General features: G+C 35.6%; 20 protein-coding genes and 1 riboswitch. Of the genes, 10 read left to right on the top strand and 10 right to left on the bottom strand.

The features are described from left to right. The first annotated feature begins 60 nt into the window (after positions 1-60). Positions 61-444, top strand: a complete 384-nt coding sequence (locus TY13_RS11225; protein ID WP_042475606.1) for a VOC family protein — start codon at positions 61-63, stop codon at positions 442-444. A 138-nt stretch (positions 445-582) separates the two neighbouring features. On the opposite strand, the gene TY13_RS11220 is transcribed toward TY13_RS11225, so the two are convergent. From TY13_RS11220 to TY13_RS11210, 3 genes are all read right to left on the bottom strand, one after another. Beyond that, a complete protein-coding gene (locus tag TY13_RS11220) occupies positions 583-984 on the bottom strand; it encodes a hypothetical protein (RefSeq protein WP_052344312.1) in 402 nt (133 codons plus the stop codon). 115 nt (positions 985-1099) lie between these two features. Then, the gene (locus tag TY13_RS19845) at positions 1100-2590 is read right to left on the bottom strand and encodes a S26 family signal peptidase (protein WP_052344311.1); all 1491 of its coding nucleotides are present in this window, start codon (positions 2588-2590) and stop codon (positions 1100-1102) included. After that, positions 2577-3107, bottom strand: a complete 531-nt coding sequence (locus TY13_RS11210; protein WP_230199429.1) for a sigma-70 family RNA polymerase sigma factor — start codon at positions 3105-3107, stop codon at positions 2577-2579. Before TY13_RS11210 ends, TY13_RS19845 begins: the two co-directional genes overlap by 14 nt. Positions 3108-3459: 352 nt before the next feature. Between TY13_RS11210 and TY13_RS20720 the strand changes: the two genes are divergently transcribed. From TY13_RS20720 to TY13_RS11195, 4 genes are all read left to right on the top strand, one after another. Beyond that, positions 3460-3636: a gamma-type small acid-soluble spore protein gene (locus TY13_RS20720; protein ID WP_074432960.1), complete on the top strand. Its 177-nt coding sequence runs from the start codon at positions 3460-3462 to the stop codon at positions 3634-3636. A gap of 164 nt (positions 3637-3800) precedes the next feature. Then, positions 3801-4310, top strand: coding sequence for a DUF3231 family protein (locus tag TY13_RS11205; protein ID WP_042475601.1), 510 nt, complete (start codon positions 3801-3803; stop codon positions 4308-4310). A gap of 19 nt (positions 4311-4329) precedes the next feature. Continuing rightward, positions 4330-5187 (top strand): manganese catalase family protein, encoded by an 858-nt coding sequence (locus TY13_RS11200; protein ID WP_042475597.1) that lies wholly within the window; start codon positions 4330-4332, stop codon positions 5185-5187. Positions 5188-5354: 167 nt separating this feature from the next. Then, the gene (locus tag TY13_RS11195) at positions 5355-7295 is read left to right on the top strand and encodes a sigma-70 family RNA polymerase sigma factor (RefSeq protein WP_042475594.1); all 1941 of its coding nucleotides are present in this window, start codon (positions 5355-5357) and stop codon (positions 7293-7295) included. Positions 7296-7339: 44 nt separating this feature from the next. Here TY13_RS11195 and TY13_RS11190 read toward each other — a convergent pair whose 3' ends face one another. After that, entirely contained in the window at positions 7340-7549 is a 210-nt protein-coding gene (locus TY13_RS11190; RefSeq protein ID WP_042475591.1) for a hypothetical protein, read from the bottom strand. Positions 7550-7761: 212 nt separating this feature from the next. Further along, entirely contained in the window at positions 7762-8652 is an 891-nt protein-coding gene (locus TY13_RS11185) for a 3-hydroxyacyl-CoA dehydrogenase (protein ID WP_042475588.1), read from the bottom strand. Between the two features lie 300 nt (positions 8653-8952). Here TY13_RS11185 and TY13_RS11180 point away from each other — a divergent pair, with 300 nt between their 5' ends. From TY13_RS11180 to TY13_RS11160, 5 genes are all read left to right on the top strand, one after another. Next, a complete protein-coding gene (locus TY13_RS11180) occupies positions 8953-10668 on the top strand; it encodes a methyl-accepting chemotaxis protein (RefSeq protein ID WP_042475911.1) in 1716 nt (571 codons plus the stop codon). A gap of 264 nt (positions 10669-10932) precedes the next feature. Beyond that, positions 10933-11211, top strand: a complete 279-nt coding sequence (locus TY13_RS11175; protein ID WP_042475586.1) for an acylphosphatase — start codon at positions 10933-10935, stop codon at positions 11209-11211. A 222-nt stretch (positions 11212-11433) separates the two neighbouring features. Beyond that, entirely contained in the window at positions 11434-12075 is a 642-nt protein-coding gene (locus TY13_RS11170) for a 5-bromo-4-chloroindolyl phosphate hydrolysis family protein (RefSeq protein ID WP_042475583.1), read from the top strand. Positions 12076-12077: 2 nt separating this feature from the next. Continuing rightward, positions 12078-13133: a toxic anion resistance protein gene (locus TY13_RS11165; RefSeq protein ID WP_230199424.1), complete on the top strand. Its 1056-nt coding sequence runs from the start codon at positions 12078-12080 to the stop codon at positions 13131-13133. A 189-nt stretch (positions 13134-13322) separates the two neighbouring features. Beyond that, on the top strand, positions 13323-13871 hold the full coding sequence (locus TY13_RS11160; RefSeq protein ID WP_042475576.1) for a hypothetical protein: 549 nt from the start codon (positions 13323-13325) through the stop codon (positions 13869-13871). A gap of 189 nt (positions 13872-14060) precedes the next feature. Here TY13_RS11160 and TY13_RS11155 read toward each other — a convergent pair whose 3' ends face one another. The 5 genes from TY13_RS11155 to odhB form a co-directional block, all read right to left on the bottom strand. Continuing rightward, positions 14061-14258, bottom strand: a complete 198-nt coding sequence (locus TY13_RS11155) for a DUF6501 family protein (protein WP_042475574.1) — start codon at positions 14256-14258, stop codon at positions 14061-14063. A gap of 373 nt (positions 14259-14631) precedes the next feature. Beyond that, positions 14632-15369: an amino acid ABC transporter ATP-binding protein gene (locus TY13_RS11150; protein ID WP_042475572.1), complete on the bottom strand. Its 738-nt coding sequence runs from the start codon at positions 15367-15369 to the stop codon at positions 14632-14634. Beyond that, positions 15366-16097, bottom strand: coding sequence for an amino acid ABC transporter permease (locus TY13_RS11145; RefSeq protein WP_042475569.1), 732 nt, complete (start codon positions 16095-16097; stop codon positions 15366-15368). The genes TY13_RS11150 and TY13_RS11145 overlap by 4 nt, the downstream gene beginning before the upstream one ends. Before the next feature lie 203 nt (positions 16098-16300). Continuing rightward, a complete protein-coding gene (locus tag TY13_RS11140) occupies positions 16301-17149 on the bottom strand; it encodes a transporter substrate-binding domain-containing protein (protein ID WP_042475566.1) in 849 nt (282 codons plus the stop codon). A gap of 117 nt (positions 17150-17266) precedes the next feature. Continuing rightward, positions 17267-17454: riboswitch (Lysine riboswitch) on the bottom strand. A 214-nt stretch (positions 17455-17668) separates the two neighbouring features. Beyond that, positions 17669-18913 carry a 2-oxoglutarate dehydrogenase complex dihydrolipoyllysine-residue succinyltransferase gene (gene odhB, locus TY13_RS11135; RefSeq protein WP_042475564.1) on the bottom strand — a complete coding sequence of 415 codons (1245 nt, stop codon included), beginning with the start codon at positions 18911-18913 and terminating at the stop codon, positions 17669-17671. Positions 18914-18966 lie beyond the last annotated feature (53 nt).

The raw sequence follows: 18966 nt of genomic DNA, 5'->3' as shown, positions 1-18966 counted from the left end.
CTTTTAATATGATACAATAAAAAGAACGTATGTACGTACCTAAATAAGGAGGATCACTTTATGAAAGTAATTGTGACAAGTATATTTGTACAGGATCAAGACAGAGCATTGGCATTTTACACAGACAAGCTAGGATTTATTAAAAAAGAGGATCAGCCACTTGGTAAGTATCGCTGGCTTACAGTTGTTTCACCTGAAGACCCTAATGGAACAGAAGTATTATTAGAGCCTGATGAGCATCCTATTGCCAAAGAGTATCAAAAGAAAATCTATTCTGAAGGCATTCCAACAACGATGTTTGGTGTAGCAGATATCGAAAAAGAATATGAAAAATTATTGGAAAAAGGTGTAACGTTCACAATGAAGCCGACAAAAGCAGGCAACGTAACGATTGCTGTTCTTGATGATACTTGTGGCAACTTAATCCAAATTGTACAAAAATAAAGGAGCCTACAGTTTGCCCCGTTTTTTTACCTTTGTTCATGCATCTCTTTACATTCATCATACTATTTTTCCAATATAAAGGAAACGGAAAATTCAGAAAAGCGCACTCGATTTGAATAATTGAGCACGCTTTTCACTTTAGCCTTCCACTAGCATTAAATAATATTTTGTTTCATCATCATGTTTTGCAATTAAAATATCGTTTCTCTCAGTTGCTGTATAAATTTCTGTACCAACTGGCAATTTATTAGCGGCTAAATTGGAAAATTTACTTAAGGTAGCGCTATTCAATTCAATCGCTCCTACTAATTCGTCTTCAATTAAAGTTAATGCATCAACCCAATCAATATGCGTTTTATAGACAGTGTTATTCCAAATAAAAATATCCGCATCAGGGTCGAGTTCCATTACCTCTTCTACAGTTGGGTTGCCTATTACAATCGTTTTTTCAACAGTTGAAAAATCATTTTGAGCATCTGAGCATGCCGTTATGAATAACATAACAAGTGCAAATACAGCAAGAAGGATATGTTTCTTCAAAATTATCACTCCCCTTGTTTTTAAAATCATAGGTGTCATCAATAGAAAGCTGCATGTCTTGAAATACAATTGTTTCAATTGATGGACGATATCGCACATAATGAGTTCCAACTATTCAATAAATCGGTCGGCTAAAAGCAGGCTGCCAAATTCCCTTGTCATTTTTCCTCATTGTTACCCTAGTTTCCATTCCATCTATGGAAGAAAAGAATGTAATAGTTCCGTAATCCTCTGACTGTTGAATAAATTCACCTGTTTCTAGACCTGCGAATACTTTTGCCGCTCCTAGTTGCTCAATTTCCTTCGTAAAATAAGCCTCCCGTACAGGCTGTGCTTTTTTAATATAATCCCTTACCTCTCTTGTTTCCTCATCATCAATAGTAGTAAATAAAGCTTTGTACATACTATATTCTTGCTCCATTTCAGCTACAATATAAATTTTTGCAATTGTTAGCGGTGCAATATTTCGTAATAGCTCTAAATTATGGCTTGCTTTAAATGCCTCATAGAGTGCTTTTTCCTCTGTATTTAACTCAAATGTTGGCTCAAATTTTTGGACACCAATTACTTTTCCGGCGATTTGTGCATTTGTGATATTTAAAATTGTATGACCGCCTTCATTATTATAAATAATCCATTCATTTTCATTAGCTAACATTTTTTGGTCTATGAAGCGATCCGTTGCCTCCCCTTTTCTATGGAAAAAATAGGGGTTTGTCATTGGATTGTCTTGCGTCATTTTATCAATTTTCTTATTTAAGCCATGAATTTGCAGCTCTTCATTATTAACAAGCACCCTACCTTGCTCAATCACTACTTCATCTCCAGGCAGCCCTAAAACAGTTGAGCCTGCAAGACCGTTTTTCCCATAATAAACAATATAATCCCCGTAAGTAATACTAGCATTTTCATCAATAATTAATGGTGAATACAGCATCCATGAATCGCCTAAAAAATCACTATATTCTACATCTACAATATGTTTTCCCTCATTTAAAATAGGTAGTAAAGATTCTTTTTCTTTTATTGTAAAGCTCACATTGCCAGGTCCACCATTTCTAGAAATTACAGATAAATGATATTCACCTATTGCAACCGCATTTTTATCATCAATTATATAAGACTTAGACTGATTTGGAGCCAGTGATCCATTATACCAGACTTCATTATTAGGCTTATATATTTTCCACGTAAATGGATTTGCTCCTGTATTTTCTACCGTAAAAACAAGCATTCTATTTACTGAATTAATGCGAAAATAGTTTTTGTGCTCTCCGTTTATTAATGGTGCATTTTGAATATCTTTATAAATGGTACTTGGTGCTTTATCATAGCTTGCGTGTATAGTCGTATTTTTATCAACAGCTTGCTGTGTGTCAGGCTTTAGTATAGTCGCATTTTCTTCTACGACCTGCTGTATGTCAGACTTGTTTATAGTTGATAGTAAAAAAAACACGATAGCCGCTAATGAGATATAAACAGGAATTAAACGCCATCGATTGCTCGATTTTGTTTTTTCATTATGAATAATGCGATTCTTCAGTTCGTTCGTGAATGGCACTTTCCTTTGAAGATCACTTTGTAGCTGCTTTTTAAATTGATTCATGATTCATCCCCCTCATATATTGGTAGATTTCCTCTAATTGCTGATCTGTTTTTAGTATTTCGCGTGCACGGCGCAATCTTGTACGCACTGTATTTTCCGATAAACCTAATAAATTTGCGATTTCCTTTACTTCAAATTCTTCGTAATAGTATAAAATTATAATTTCCCGATAATGTAGAGATAATTGTAAAACCTTGTCCAACAATGTTTGATAAGCTTCTTGCTTAATATATGTATGCTCAATAGAAGGCTGATTTTTATCTTTTTTAAACAGCCATTGATTGAATAGCGTTTTACGTTTAATTTTCTTTAGCTCATCATAGCAGCGATTAATTAAAATCCTTGTTAAATATGTCTTTAATGATGCGTCTCCACGAAATTTCTCTGGCTGTTGCATATATTTCAGAAAAACATCCTGAGTAATTTCCTCTGCTAGCTGCCTATCTTTTACATATAAATAGCCGAGATGAAATAAGTATTCACCGTATTGTTCCACTAGATGCTCCAACAATAACACCTCCTTAATTAATACCTTAGACGACATCTTCAAGGGAAATTGTTCAAATTTTAAAAAGAAATAATATAAAATATGAAATTTTTAATTATAAAGTGATTCCTATCCAAATAATTAAAGCTACTAACAAAGTGATTTACCTAACAATCGCTTTCCACAAAGCAATAAGTAACCCAAAGTTTTTTCGCTTTATGACTTTAATCTACATCCATTATCAACTGAGATATAAAGCAATATCCAATGGAAATTCATTAGGGACAATTTTATTTGTCATTAAGTAATTTTTCATTAATAAAAAAATTTACGCATAATAAAACCTCCTTTGTACAGACTAGTTTTCAGGGAGGTGAATTTCATGCCAAAAAATAATAATCAAAACTTTAATCCAAAAACTCCGAATAAAATGAATGAGGAGTTTGGGGCGGAAACTGATGTAAACGAAGTTAGACAACAAGTACAAAAAGCAGAAGCCAACAAGCAACTAGCATCAGGTAAGTTCACAAATAACCGTAATCAAAACGGTACAAAATAAGTTGATTATTACCCCTAACCGGCAATTTTTTTGCCGGTTTTTTTCTGCTAACTTACCGCTTCCTTGTTCTGCTAAATAGGTCGCCTAAATAGTTGTATTTTTTCCTCTGTACTAACCCATACTAGAACTGCATGCAAGTGCACAAATTTGAAAGGAAGTGTAGTATGGGTATACTTAGTGGCAATCCAAAAGATGAACCATTGCATTATGGTGAAGTATTTAGCATTTGGTCAAATTTAATGGCAAACTACGGCATGATTGCTGGCAAACAAACATTTTACAATCATGCTGGTGACGAAGATCTCAAAAAAATTATTGAAGATATCATCGACGTTTGCAGAGAAGAAGTAAGACAGTTAGAAAAGATTTTAAAAATTAACGGTATTGGGTTACCTCCTGCACCACCTGAGCGACCTGTAGCAAGACCACAAGACATACCACCAGGTGCAAAATTCAATGATCCAGAAATTAGCGCTGCGCTTTCTGCGGACATTGCTGTTGGATTAGTAGCATGTAGCCAAGCAATGGCTTCTTCCACTAGAGAAGATATTGCCTTTATGTACGGTCAATTCCATATCGCTAAAGCTCAGCTTGGTGCTAAACTTTTACGTTTAAATAAAAATAAAGGTTGGCTCGTACCTCCTCCACTGCATGTAGATTATCCAAAAAAATAAAATGATTGCAGGTGTATGAATGTATTATTACAAAGAGGAATTAATCAACATCATTAAACCAGACAAGCCTGATCCTGAAGCAGCTCGTGTTATGCAAGAAATACTAGGTGGCCATTATGGTGAAATGAGAACGATGATGCAATACTTTTTCCAAAGCTCAAATTTTAGAGGAAAAGAAACTCAATACCGCGATTTACTTCGCGGCGTTTTCTTAGAAGAAATTGCCCACGTAGAACTAGTACAAAATACCATTAACCAATTACTGAATGATTCTGGGGAGTCTTCTCTCCCTGGCAATAGTGGTATGGATCAAGCACCATTAGATGATGCGGTTAGACACGCTAATCCACATCACTATATTATAGGAGCACAAGCATCTCTACCTGTGGATGCTGCAGGTAACCCTTGGAATGGTTCATGGGTATACGCCCACGGGAACCTCATTGCAGATTTATTAGACAATTTAGTACTTGAATCTACGGGTGTGCTTCAAAAAACACGTATTTATGAAATGAGCTCTAATCAGACATTTAGAGAAACACTTGCTTTTTTGATTGTGCGGGACAACGCTCATCAAAATGCATTTGCTAAAGCATTGGAAACTTTAGGTGTAGATTGGGGAAAACTGTTCCCTGTACCGAACTACGATATCAATAAATATCCAGAATGCAGAAAGTTCGTGGAAATGGGATTCCATAATGCTCAATTTAATTTTAGATTAGATCAAACACGTATCCAAGAAATTTTCCAAGGGCAAACGCCAAGTAGAAATGGTGGAACACTTGAAGTGACACCTCCACCAAAAGGATTCCCAGTACCAGTAATGCCAGAGATGCCAAACGAACATAGCCCTGGTCTTAAAGATATGAATAATTAGAAGCTTAAAGTTGTCTGAAAAGCAGGTTAGCGCGCCGCTTTTCTGACAGCTTTTTGCTGTTTGATTGAAATATTAACTATTTAGAAGCATTATAATAATATTCGTGTAAGTAATTTTGAAACCTTTTTGCTCCTTTACATATCTAAGTATATAGGGGGGATGAGTTATTGGAAAAGTTAGTGAAAAAAGCAATCCAAGGAGACACTAAAGCTTTTGATTTAATAATTGAGCAAGAAAAGCCACGCCTTTTGGCAAAGGCAATATCCTATGTTGATAATCAAGAGGATGCGCTTGATATTGTACAGGAAACATGCTTAAAGGCTTATCAATCAATTTATCAATTAAAGGAGCCAAAATATTTTTCAACATGGCTATTTAAAATATTAATTCATGAATGCTACGCTGCTTTAAGCAAAAGAAAACGAACTCTTGTTGTTGAAACAGAGCAGATATTGCAACAATTAGATCATGTAGACAATTCACCTTTACCATATGATTTTGTGCATGAAGCATTAACTTACATAAGAAATGAGTATCGTACTGCCATTGTACTACATTATTTTTATGACTTTTCGCTTATTCAAATAGGTGAAATGCTAAATAAACCGCTAAATACAATTAAAATGTATTTGTATCGTGGACGGCTATCTTTAAAACATCAGATGGAAACAATTATGTATAAACCAATTGAGAAAGAAGTGATGATTAATATGTTAAAGGAGCAATTAGCTGAAAAAGCATTAAAATTTGTGAGTATGCCAGATGATTTTAAGCTTATTATTGAGGATTATAGTGATGACCAAGTTTCATTTGCTTGGGCTGCCGATGATTATTTAAATGATGGCATTGCAGTAACATTAAATAATGAAGGGAAACTAATAGAGCTTTCAATAGACAGCTATGCCGATTTAAATATGCAGCTATCTATTGTCGAAAAACGAATGATTGCAGAAAATTTTTTACATAAAGAGCATCCAGAGGCATTACAATATTTCACCCTTTCATCAACGGAAGAAAAAGAGAAGAGCAGCAAGTTTACCTATGAACAATTTGTCGCTGGTTCCCCATTATCAAAACCGTATTGTAAAATCGAGGTAAGCTCTTCTGGGGAAGTTATTAATTTTAATTATCGCAGTTTTACAAAGACTATACCAAATGTACCAAAACAGCTTTTTGATAAAGACAAGCTACTAACACAATGTATTCAACAAGCAAAATGGCAGCTACAATTGCGATTTCTTTCAAAAGATGTTTACACAATTGAACAATCTGGCCTATTTCTTATTTATGAAAATGAACAGTTTTATAAAGCATTCGATGCTGTTACTGGAAAAACTAGCTTTGCAGAGGATGAAGAGGAGCTACCAGAATCGTTTCTTCCTTTTCCTCATATACCAGCCCAAGCAAAACAACATATTATTGAAGAAATTATTGGTATCCCCCGTTCCATGACTCGTATTCGTGAAGAAGAAATGGATGATTGTATAGCAATCGTATGGCGTGACGAAAATTGGGATTCTCCTAATGATCTTACCTTTGATAGCTTTATACGCGAGCGCAGTGAAAATACAGTAAAAGTGAAGATTGATAAAGAAACAAAAAAGCTAAAGGAATTTTTATGGTTTAAGGAAAGAGCTGGGAATTTACAGTTAAGCTATGAGCAGTGCAAGGAAATTGCTTATTCTTTTATAGCAACTCATTTTGAAGAATTCGTACCATTTATGCTAATAAAGGATGGCGAGCCAAGTCTGAACGAAGAGAGTCAGCGCGCCTTTTTCAAATTTTATTTACATATTGGCGACGGTCAATTAATTGATGGCGAGCACTTTTACCTATCTGTGAATATGACAACAGGTTTTATCGAGTTTTTAATGCATCCATACATTACAGTCGATGAAATAAAAGCCTTTGATAAAAAGTCTCTTATTACCGAAGAACACTTCAAAAATGTTTGGAGTAGCATTGATGCAATTTTAAAATGGGATCTTCAATATGATGAGGATGAGCCTTATGAAAAATTAGTTTATAAGCTTTGTGAGAAAAAATCGAAAAAGAAAATCGCTTGTATTGATGCTGTAACAGGTGAAATCATTGGTAATAGATATTAAATAATGAAAACTCCGCTCCTATCAAAATGGAGGTGGAGTTTTCATTATTGTTTTTCACACGATACTGGTTGATTAGTTCCTATTTTTGTAATTGTTATTGTGCTTCCTTGCTCAAAATCCTGAAAGCATTCTTCGATAATCTGCTGATTTGATCTATATGTATTTTCTATATTGATAAAATGAGTAGCTACAAAGCCCATGATGATAACAATCGCAACAGTTGCGGCAGTAATTTGAAATTTATTTTCCTTCATAGACAACACTCCTTTTAATATTTATAATTTTAACATTTTAAATCAATTTAAGTCGAGTAGTGTAGACCTGAAGCAAGAGAATAACTAAAAATGCAGTATTATAAAGTTTTTTTGAATGGGTAAACTTCAATTTTTTCTAATACCTTTATTGGAAAAACGGAGTTATAAAAATAGCTGTCGAGAAATTGACTCGACAGCCTTGGATTTCGATATTATTTTAAGAAATCTGGTTCTTTGTAAGATGGGTTTGGGTATTTGTAGAAGCCTTCACCTGACGCTACACCTAATTTACCTTGATCGATTAGCTCTGATTTTAATTTATCAGCAATTAATTTTGCAATTGGGTCGCCTTGTTCCGCTTTCGCATTGGATAAATTATAAGGTGTTGTCATACCGATAATATCTAAGAAGCCAAATGGACCGACTGGAGCACCAGTTGAAATCATCCAGTTTTTATCAATTGAATGTGGATCAGCAACTTCGTTTGCCCATAAATATTGTGCAGCATTTAAAAATGGAACTAATAATGTATTTAAAATATAACCAGGTTGTTCTTTATGAAGACGGAATGGTATCATGCCGATTGTTTTCGCAAATTCCTCTACTAAATCAGCATATTTTGGATCTGTACCAGCATGTCCCATCACTTCTGAAATATTATTTTTCCAAATTTCATTCGCAAAATGCAATGCTAAAAACTTCTCAGGACGACCAGTATATTCAGCAAACTGGCTTGGCAGCATTGTTGATGAGTTTGAAGCGAAAACTGTTTTTTCTGGTGCTACTTTTCCTAATTGTGTATAGAAATTTACTTTAATATCAACTACCTCAGGTACTGCTTCAATAATTAAATCAGCATCTTTTACTGCATCAGCCAAATCTGAGCTATATGAAAGGCTAGCAAATGCTTTTTCAGCACGTGCTTGATCGTTGAAATATTCACCATAGACAGATGTTAATTTTTCAAAGCGCTCTTTTGCAGCAGCCAATGCTTTATCATTAATATCGTAAACTGTTACATCATAGCCGAAAAATGCAGTTTGAAAAGCAATTTGGCTACCTAATACCCCAGATCCTGCGATTGTAATATGTTTGAATGACATAAAAAACATCTCCTTAATATTATGTTACATACATTGTACATCCATTAATACGTAAATTTAACCTATGAAAATAGGTTTTTTCATTATAAAAATACATACATTTGTAGGTGAATTACGATTTTAGTATGTGCAATTTCTTTCGGATTTAATCATTGGTGATTATCAATATTACTATTCCTTCAAAAGCATTTCATTATTCTGTCTATTATTCCCCAACTCGCTATGATAAAATAGCCGTAATGTGACTTCAATAAAGGGGACTTTTCTCACAAATTAAAAATGCCAATTGGAGTGATTTTTTTGTTTACAGCATTCAAAAGAAAAGCAAATGTTCATGATTTCTTCACAAGAGGTACGGATTTACAAGCTGCAGGGCGTTTTTATGACATTCTCGCTTTTAATCATTTCTCCCAGCAAGATGAACAAAATTTAATAAAAATATCTCAACATCTAAAAGATTCAAATCCCTCTTTAGAGCAATTTCTAGCGCAGCATTTAGATGAAATTGCACCAAATGCGCGGCATTCTGTATCGTCTCAGCAAATTTCAGCGTATTTACAGAGCTTTTTTAATGATAAACGGGATAATGACTATTTAAATCAGCGAATTATATTTTTTAATATGCTTCGAGAACAGCAATTTGAAATTGGTAAATTAGTTGTCGTTTGGAATCAGTTGTCGTTTTACCTACTTTCACACGTATTACATAAGCAGTCTACCTCAAATGATTTTTTAAAAACAATTGCCGCAGCAATTAATATTGAGTTACAGCTTTTAACGGAAATTTTTGCAGAGCGTTTTATGGAAGATGTCGTTACAGAAGTGTCGACATTAACTGATGCCCATGCACGTATTATGCATATGAAGGATTTAGTAATTAGCTTAAATAATCAAACGAAGGAAATTGCCTCCTCTTCTGCAGCGATTGAAGAGCTCACTTCTTCCATTGCAGAAGTTGCACGTACTTCCACTCGCATTGCAGAAAAAACGAATGAATCTGTTTCTTATGCAGCGAAAGGTCAGCAGGCAATTGAGCATGCACTGCAAGAGATTTTCACAACAGAGGAAACGTTTACAGCAATTGTTGATGGCTTTACGAACCTACAAAAGTACATCGATGACATTGAACAAGTAGTCATTTTAATTAATCAAATTGCCGACCAAACGAACTTATTAGCGCTTAATGCCTCCATTGAAGCGGCACGTGCTGGCGAGCATGGCAAAGGCTTTGCTGTCGTTGCACAGGAAGTTCGAAAACTGGCCGAAGGAACGGTCTCTGCATTAGAGGAAGTTTCCAATAATGTACATGCGCTAAAATCCTATTCGAATTCTGTAGCACAATCAATCAAAGAAACAACGATGACAATTAAGGATGCCACGACTGAGGCGAGACAATCATTGCCACTTCTAGCTTCAATTGTTGAAGCAATTGAGGGGATTGATGCGGATGTTACAAATACTGCAGCAATTTCTCAGCAACAAGCAGCTGCACTTGATGATATGTCTGCCCGCATTGGAGATATTTCAAGCATTCAAGAGGATATTCAACACTTTAGCGATATTACATCCCATGATATTCATTATTTAGGGAAAGAAATTAATCGTTTCCGCACTGAGCTTATTTCAGATCATAATGTTTCATTATCAAGTATTGCATTATTACAGCTATCAAAAGCTGACCATATTTTATGGAAATGGCGCGTTTACAATATGTTTTTAGGGCTAGAGCATTTGCAGCCTAGCGATGTGTCCTCACATAAAGAATGCCGTCTTGGCAAATGGTATTTAAATGAACAAACACAGCGTCGTCTAGGTTCACATCAATCATTTATTGATTTAGACTATTATCATGAGCAAGTCCATGTATTTGCGAAACAAGCTGTAGAGGCGTACAATAATGGTAATATCCAAGTTGCAGACGATTGCTTAAAAGAAATTAACCAAGCATCTGAGCAAGTGCTACATTATATTAATGATTTAATTGCAATAATTTCTAAGGAAAGACAAGCTACCTAAATGATGCTTCGGCTCATATAATGCACAATCAGCTAAAAACTTTTATCTTGATTCAACAGAAAACTCCCACCTTTACAGGTGGTGAGATGAATGCTATATTTTGTTTTCTATGGTTCAGTGAGTGTGCAAACACGCACTGAATCAAGATAAACGCCCCGGCGGATGTCACAGATTTTTGAAGAGGAGCTTTTCGAGCGAGCTCGAAAAAAATCTGGACGCAATTACGCCAAGGCGTAATTGATGCAAAAGGAGTGTCGATTCACTATGAAACGTGTACGTGTGATATTTTCTGGAGATGCTACAGGAACAGGACATCGATTTTTCATTAAACAAAAAGCATTTGAGCTTGGCTTAAAAGGCTATTGCATATTAAATGAAAAAAATAATATTGAGGCGGAAATTGAAGGTACAACCGCTGCAGTTGATGAATTTATTCATTTTGTTGAGCAAGGTGTTAGCCTGCAAGCACAATCTAATCGTTTTACATTAGAAATCTTTGATAGCTTAAAAGGCTATAAAACAATGAAAACTGACATTATTTAAAACGAATTTAGTTTAATTTGCCCAACCAAAACTTTAAAAATGGTATCTTCGCATAAAATACAACAGATTTGCCGTATTAAGATAAATACATGTGTAGGCAAAGCCATTTGGGGCTTTGTCTATATGTATTTTTAGCATAAAGTATAAGAAAAAATATATTGATGAAACTTTTTTTCAGCTAGCTCGTATTTAGTAGTAATAATATATATAGGAGGTACGAAAATGCTTAGCACAATGAATTTTATCAACCGACATGGACTCAGCTTAATCATTAGCTTTGCTGTATTTGTTATTACTGTTATTAATTTTGATTTAGGCATTTTTATCGTGCCGCTGTTAACGATCGCAAGCTATTATGCAAGTAATAAAGGAATCTTAGCATTCCAAAAGGCAAAACGTAGCAAAATGCTTGGCTTAACACGCTCGGAATATCAACTTATTGAACAACAAATCAAACTAGCAAAAAATGACTTAACCCTATTAATGCAACAATATGTACGCGTTCGCTCTGTTCGCTCTTTTAAATTAATTAATGAAATGAATAAGCTGGCAAAGCGAATTATTTATATTGTCCAAACAAATCCGCAAAAATTTTATGCAGTAGAGGATTTCTTCTACTCTCACCTACCATCCGCTGTACAGCTAATAGACAAGTACACATTATTAACAAAAGAGCAGGTTGGTGGTACTGATATTCATTTAGCATTAGAAGAAACACGCAAAACGCTGAAAGAGCTGTATGTCACAATGGAAGATGACTTAAAGCTTGCATTAAGCTCTGATATTGAGCATCTAAAGCTTGAGCTTGATTATGCAAAGCTTGAAAATAAAAAAAGGAAAGATCGTTTAATCGGTGGTGAATAATCATGCAACAAAATCCATTTGAAGCCTTTAAAAATGCGGGGAGTCGCTTCGCTGAAATTGCTGAGGAAGAATTTCAACTGGCACAAGCAAGCCAATCAGTAAGCCCTCTTTACGCTGCATTAAGCCAAGATGATAAAAGCCGTGCACTTGGGTTGGCGAGTGAACTAAAAATCAACATATATGAAAATGTGCTTGCTTTCGGCTTAAAGGCCCAGCAAGCGCTTCGTGATTTTACCGCAAATATGGCAGTCCATATTGAGCGCAAAGATCATAGCAGAGTTGGCGAGGTATTATCGCAGCTTGTCTCTTATTTAGAGCAAATTAACCCAGATGCACTGATCCAACAAGACAAAGGTTTTTTAAGTAAACTTTTCTCAAAGCAAAAACAGTCAACACAAGAAGTAATGACACATTACAAAAGACTAAGTACACAGATTGACCGTCTGGCAATTCAATTAGAGCATGCACAAATGGGTTTATTGCGTGATTTCAAGCTATTAAATGATTTATACGCCTTAAACGAGCAATATTTTGCCGAAATTAATGTATATATTGCAGCAGGTGAATTAAAGCTAGCTGATGCAAAAAAACAGCTTCCTATGACTGAGCCGACTGACCCAATGGAATTACAGCGATTAAATGATCAAAAAATGGCGATTGAATGGCTTGATCGTCGTCTCTATGATATACAAATATCACGAGAAATCGCTATTCAGGCTGCCCCTCAAATTCGTTTAATGCAGCAAACAAACCAGCTATTAATCGATAAAATACAGGCATCTGTTATGACAACAATTCCGATGTGGCAAACGCAAATTTCTATGTTGCTAACAATGAATCAACAGCGCCGCGTAGCAGAGGCACAGGATAAGTTAATGCGCGCATCCGATGAATTAGCACGAAAAAATGGAAAAATGCTTCAAATGAAGTCAAAGCAAAGCGGCATTTCACATTCTGATATCGATCAATTTAAGCAAACGCAATTAAAATTATTGCAAGATATTGAAGAAACGCTCCGTGTCCATGCAAAAACAAGTGATATGTATGACTCCATATAAAGTCTTATTATTGACTAACCATATCTTTTACTATAATTTCACAAAATAGTTTGATTAAAAATCCTGTGTGTATACAGGATTTTTTCTTATTAGTCACTATATATTTGCGAACAGTTGATTAATTTAGAAAAGAATAGTTGTAATTGAACTGGTGGATAATATGCTTAAATATAATTTAGGAGAGATGAAATGCAAAGCTTTCTGTTTCTTTTATTTGCGTTAGCACCCTTAATTACAAACAATAGTACAATCTCTGCTACCCTAAGTGATTCCCCACAGCCTTATGAAGAGATTCTTTCTGAAATAGGATACAAAACAGTAATAGAAGCCTCACAAGATTTTGAACAGCATTTTAAACAAAAACTTCAGTTACCACTTTTGGTACCACCAATAAGTTTTACCCATCAAGTTGGCAGGTTAAATAATTTAGATGGAGAAACGAATGATTATTTTGAAGTGAAATTTATAAATAATCTATCACCCAAAAATCATTTCAAAATTGAGGTTCGACCTATCGAGCATAAAATTGAATTTAACAACGACAAATATACCGCTAACATTTTCAAATTAAACAATGGAATTGAGGCAAAGTATCTAGAAAAATTACCCCAAATAGGTTTTAATTTATTTGTGTTTGAACGAGATAATTGGCAATATATATTCGGTATTGATAAAAGAGTATCTAATAAACTAACACCTGAAATATTAGTTCAGCTAGCTAATTCCATTGGTAATTAATTTTATAGGAACGTAAAATTTTTAAACGAACTATATATATTTAGGGAATTTTAACGAGAGATGTATTATTTGTTCTTTGTCTATTTTTAGCTACCTGGAGAGACAGGAGCTTTTGGTATAGAAAACTTTTTCCAAATCGAGATAAAAAAATGACCAAATCCATTGCTGGTTTTGGTCATTTTTTGATAATTACTCAAAATAATCTTTGTAATAGCCTCCAACTTTTCCTGTGTTGTCTACTACAAATAGAAATTCCTCAGTTTCATTTTTTACTTCGTATTCTTTTCCGACTGTTAGTACATTTGATACTAAATATTTTGCTGCATTTGTATGCACACATTTCACCGTGCGAATTGTAGGCGCATCTTTCCATTTTAAATGTAACATGAACGAAACCTCACTTTATTTGCTTAACATTTACCTTGTTTCTATAAATGTCACAGATTCTGAAGAGGACTCCCTGCACGAGTACCAAAAATCTGAACGAGAATTTATCAAGGTGTAATTGATTTCCCTATTATTTTATACGATTTTTTTCCTTAATGATAGCATTTCACACAAATAATTTAACTTTCGTTAGCACTTGTTTGAAGCGATTTTACAAGCATGTTAAAATAATACATGAGGTGAATACTATGTCAAGCATACCAAGCTGGTTTTGGGCTTTAGCAATTGCTTTTGCTATTGTTTTCATTATCATTTCTGAATGGAACTCTAGACGTTAGACACGTCACTATACATATTGAAAAGCTGATATATATCAGCTTTTCAAAGTACGCTTTAAAAACTCCTTTGTGCGTTCATGCTGAGGATTAACAAGCACTTGGTCTGGGTGGCCCTCCTCAACAATAACGCCTTTATCCATAAAGACAATGCGATCCGCTACTTCACGTGCAAACTCCATTTCATGTGTCACAATTAACATTGTATTTCCCTGACTCGCAAGCATACGCATTACTTTTAATACTTCCCCCACCATTTCAGGGTCTAATGCCGATGTCGGCTCATCAAACAACATAACATCTGGGTCCATTGCTAATGCACGGGCAATCGCTACGCGCTGTTTTTGTCCACCAGATAGCTGGCGAGGCTTCGCATTTTTATATTGTGCCATGCCAACGACTTCTAAATATTTCATTGCCTTCTCGATAGCTTCTGCCTTGCTCCTTTTTAAAACCTTTTGCTGACCAACAGTACAATTATCGATAACATTTAAATTATTAAATAGATTAAATTGCTGAAATACCATACCTAAATGCGTGCGATATTGCTCCACATTATGCTTGCTATCTAAAATATTTTCACCGTTGTAAATAATATTGCCTCCTGAAGGTGTTTCCAATAAATTGACACAGCGTAAAAGCGTTGATTTACCTGAGCCAGATGAGCCAATTAAACATACAACCTCACCTTTTTTTACTGAAAAATTCACATCGCGTAATACTTCATGAGAGCCAAATGATTTGCTTAAGTTTTTAATTTCAATAACATTTGTCACTGTATTTGCCCCTCACTTTCTTTATCTACTTTATAGGCATTTGGACCATCTAGCCTACGCTCCATTACACGTAAAAGGCGTGTCGCTGTAAATGTCATAATAAGGTACATAATACTTGCTATTAAAAAGGACTCCGCATATTTAAAATTCGCGCCTCCCACAGATTTCGTTTGGAAAAATAATTCTGCTACACTAATAACACTCAATACGGCTGAATCTTTAATATTCATTATTAATTGATTTCCTGTTGCCGGTAAAATATTACGAGCAACTTGTGGTAGTACAACATAAATCATTGTTTGAACATGATTCATCCCGATTGCTTGTGCAGCCTCATATTGCCCTTTATCAACTGATACAATACCACCACGAACAATTTCAGCCATATATGCCCCTGTATTTAAACCAACAACTACAAGTGCTGCAACAAAGCGATTTAATTCAATGCCATACGCATATAGACCATAAAATACAACCATTGCTTGTACAATCATTGGTGTACCACGGAAAATTTCTACATAGCATGTTAAAAGAAAATTACCGATTTTTAACAATACCGTTTTCAATGACAATGATTTCATTGGAATTGTATGCATAATACCGATAAAAAATCCGATAAACGCACCAATAATTGTACTAATAACCGCAATAGCAAGTGTCATATATGCACCGCGTAAAAACATCGGCCAGCTATTTTGCAAAATTGAAATAATCGTTTCTAAATTCATAAATATCCTCCTAACAGCAAGCCGTTATTATCTATAAAAGGGAGTGCCTGAAAAGTCATTTTAGACACCCCCTCACCCTTTTTGAAGAAGTTTCTCTCGCAAGTTCAAAAAATCAGGATACAATTATACCGAAGCTTAATTGGTTACATTGAAAGTAAATAATACATACTTTCTAAATACCCTAGATGAACTTAACTTGTTTGCTACTCAGCAGATGCTGGTTGGTTAGCAATAGCTTCTTCCATTAATTTTTGGCGCTCATCCGCTGAAATACTGTCTAAAATCTCACTCATTTTATCCGTAAGCTCATAGCCTCTACGTACGCCAATTGCAACATCTGTAGCACCAGGGTCTGTTACAAAGCCCTCTTCTAAATCAGCATATGCGAAATTTTTATTTGCCATTGCAGCGGAAATCGCTTCTGGACGCTCTGCTACATAGCCATCAATTGCGCCTGATTCAACTGCTACACGCATTGCTGGGAAGCTATCCATCGCTACTTCTTTTTTAACACCTGGAATTTGGTCGATTACTAAATAGTTTGAAGTATTCAGTTGTGACGTAATTTTTGCTCCTGAGAAATCCGCTAATGTTTTAGCATTTTCATATGGGCTGCCCTTTTTCACAACAATGACAAAATCAGATGTATAGTAATTTGATGTGAAGTCGATTGATTGTTTACGTTCTGCTGTTGGGCTCATCCCCGCAATAATCGCATCTACAACACCAGATTGTAATGCTGGCACTAAGCCGTCCCATTCTGTTTTAACAATTTCTAGCTCCATACCAAGTTCATCAGCAATTTTTTTCGCAACTTGCACGTCATAACCGCCCGCGTATTCAGCAGAGCCGCTAAGTTTTACTGCACCATTTGCATCTGTTTGCTGTGTCCAGTTAAACGGTGGATAGCCCGCTTCCATACCAACCTTTAAAACCTTTTTCCCATCTCCACCTTCCGATGAAGATGCTCCTTCTTTTTCTCCATTGCCGCATGCAACTAGAACCATAGCTGTTAACATCGCAACAAGTAACAATAACCATTTTTTACTCATGTTAAATTTCCCCTTTTTATTAATTTTCTGGGCTTTCTCATATACAAAAAAGCGACCTAAAGAATTTTAGGTCGCTGTAATTTAATAAAATAAAAGCCCAAATCCTCTTAGTTCCATTGTTGAGATAGCGCAACTTGAGTAAGCTGGAAAGAAATACCCAAGACAGTCCTGCAGTTATTCACTACAGACCCAGCATATCGAATGCGAGCTCTCCGATACACTTCGGCGATATTTCCTTCTTCTTCATTTCACTGTTGCTCAAAACTCCATGAAAAACTATTAAATATCGCGCCTCTACCTCACTAGAACGTGAGGTATTTTTATAAAGTTATTAGGTAATATATTATACTATGAAATAATCATTGTCAATATCATTTATCTTTGAATTTAAAAAAAGCATCAAATCGATTTCAAGTCCACCTTACCCTCAATGAGCGAATTTCGGCATTGCTTGGGCGAAACGGGACTTTTTTCTTACAAAAAAGCAGTCAGGCGGTTTGCCTGACTGCTTTTATTTTATTAAGAATTTAATAATAAATCTTCTGGGTTCTCGATATACTCTTTAACAGTTTTTAAGAAGCCAACTGAATCTTTACCATCGATAATACGGTGGTCATATGATAATGCCACGTACATCATTGGGCGGATTTGAACCTCACCGTTAATCGCTACTGGGCGTTGAACGATTGAGTGCATACCTAAAATACCAGCTTGTGTACCATTCATAATTGGTGTTGACATTAACGAACCGAATACACCACCATTAGTAATAGTGAATGAACCGCCTGCCATGTCGTTTAAGCCTAATTTTTTGTCGCGTGCTTTCCCTGCAAGCTCCGCAATGCTCTTCTCGATTTCTGCAAAGTTTTTGCTGTTTGCATCACGTACTACAGGAACTACTAAACCTTCTTCAGTAGATACCGCAATACCGATATCAAAGAAGTTGTTTAAATGGATTTCATCACCAACGATTTGTGCATTTACATAAGGGTATTTCTTAAGTGCTGCTACAACCGCTTTTGTGAAGAATGACATGAAGCCTAGTTTAATATCGTTATCTTTTACGAACTGCTCTAGTTTGCGTTTACGTAATGCCATAACGTTTGTCATATCAATTTCGTTAAATGTTGTTAACATCGCTGTTGATTGCTTAACTTCTAATAAACGTTTTGCAATTGTTTGACGGCGACGAGACATTTTTTCAATTGTCACACGGTCAGTTTCTGCTGCTGGAGCAAATACAACTGGGCCGCCTGTTTGAGCTGCTACAGGTGCTGCAACTGGCGCTGTACCATGTGCTGCTACGTCTTGAACGCGAACGCGACCTTGTGGATCTACTGGAGATACAGCCGCTAAATCGATACCTTTTTCACGCGCTAATTTACGAGCTGCTGGGCTAGCTACTACACGCTCATTTGAAGTTGTTTCAACAACTGGAGCTGGTGTTGCAGGAGCTTTTGGTGCTTCCACAGCAGGAGCTGCTGGTGCTGGTGTAGCTTCTTGTGCTGCTGGTGCTGGAGCAGCGCCTTCACCTGCTTCTACTACTGCGATTACTTGTCCAACAAGCACAGTATCGCCTTCTGCAGCAAGAATTTGTGTTAATACACCTGCTTCTTCAGAAATAATTTCTGCGTTTACTTTATCTGTTTCTAATTCAACGATAAACTCGCCTTTTTCAACGCGGTCTCCAACTTTTTTCACCCACTGGGCAATTGTACCTTCTGTAATCGATTCTGCTAATTCAGGGACTTTAATTTCAGCCACTTTCATTTCCTCCTTTAATTAAACAACATATAGAAAGGCTACTGCACACAAGG

This window comes from Bacillus ndiopicus (assembly GCF_000612805.1).
Taxonomy (GTDB): domain Bacteria; phylum Bacillota; class Bacilli; order Bacillales_A; family Planococcaceae; genus Metasolibacillus; species Metasolibacillus ndiopicus.
The sequence above is the reverse complement of the archived record's forward strand: the minus strand, read 5'-3'. Positions and strand labels throughout refer to the sequence as shown.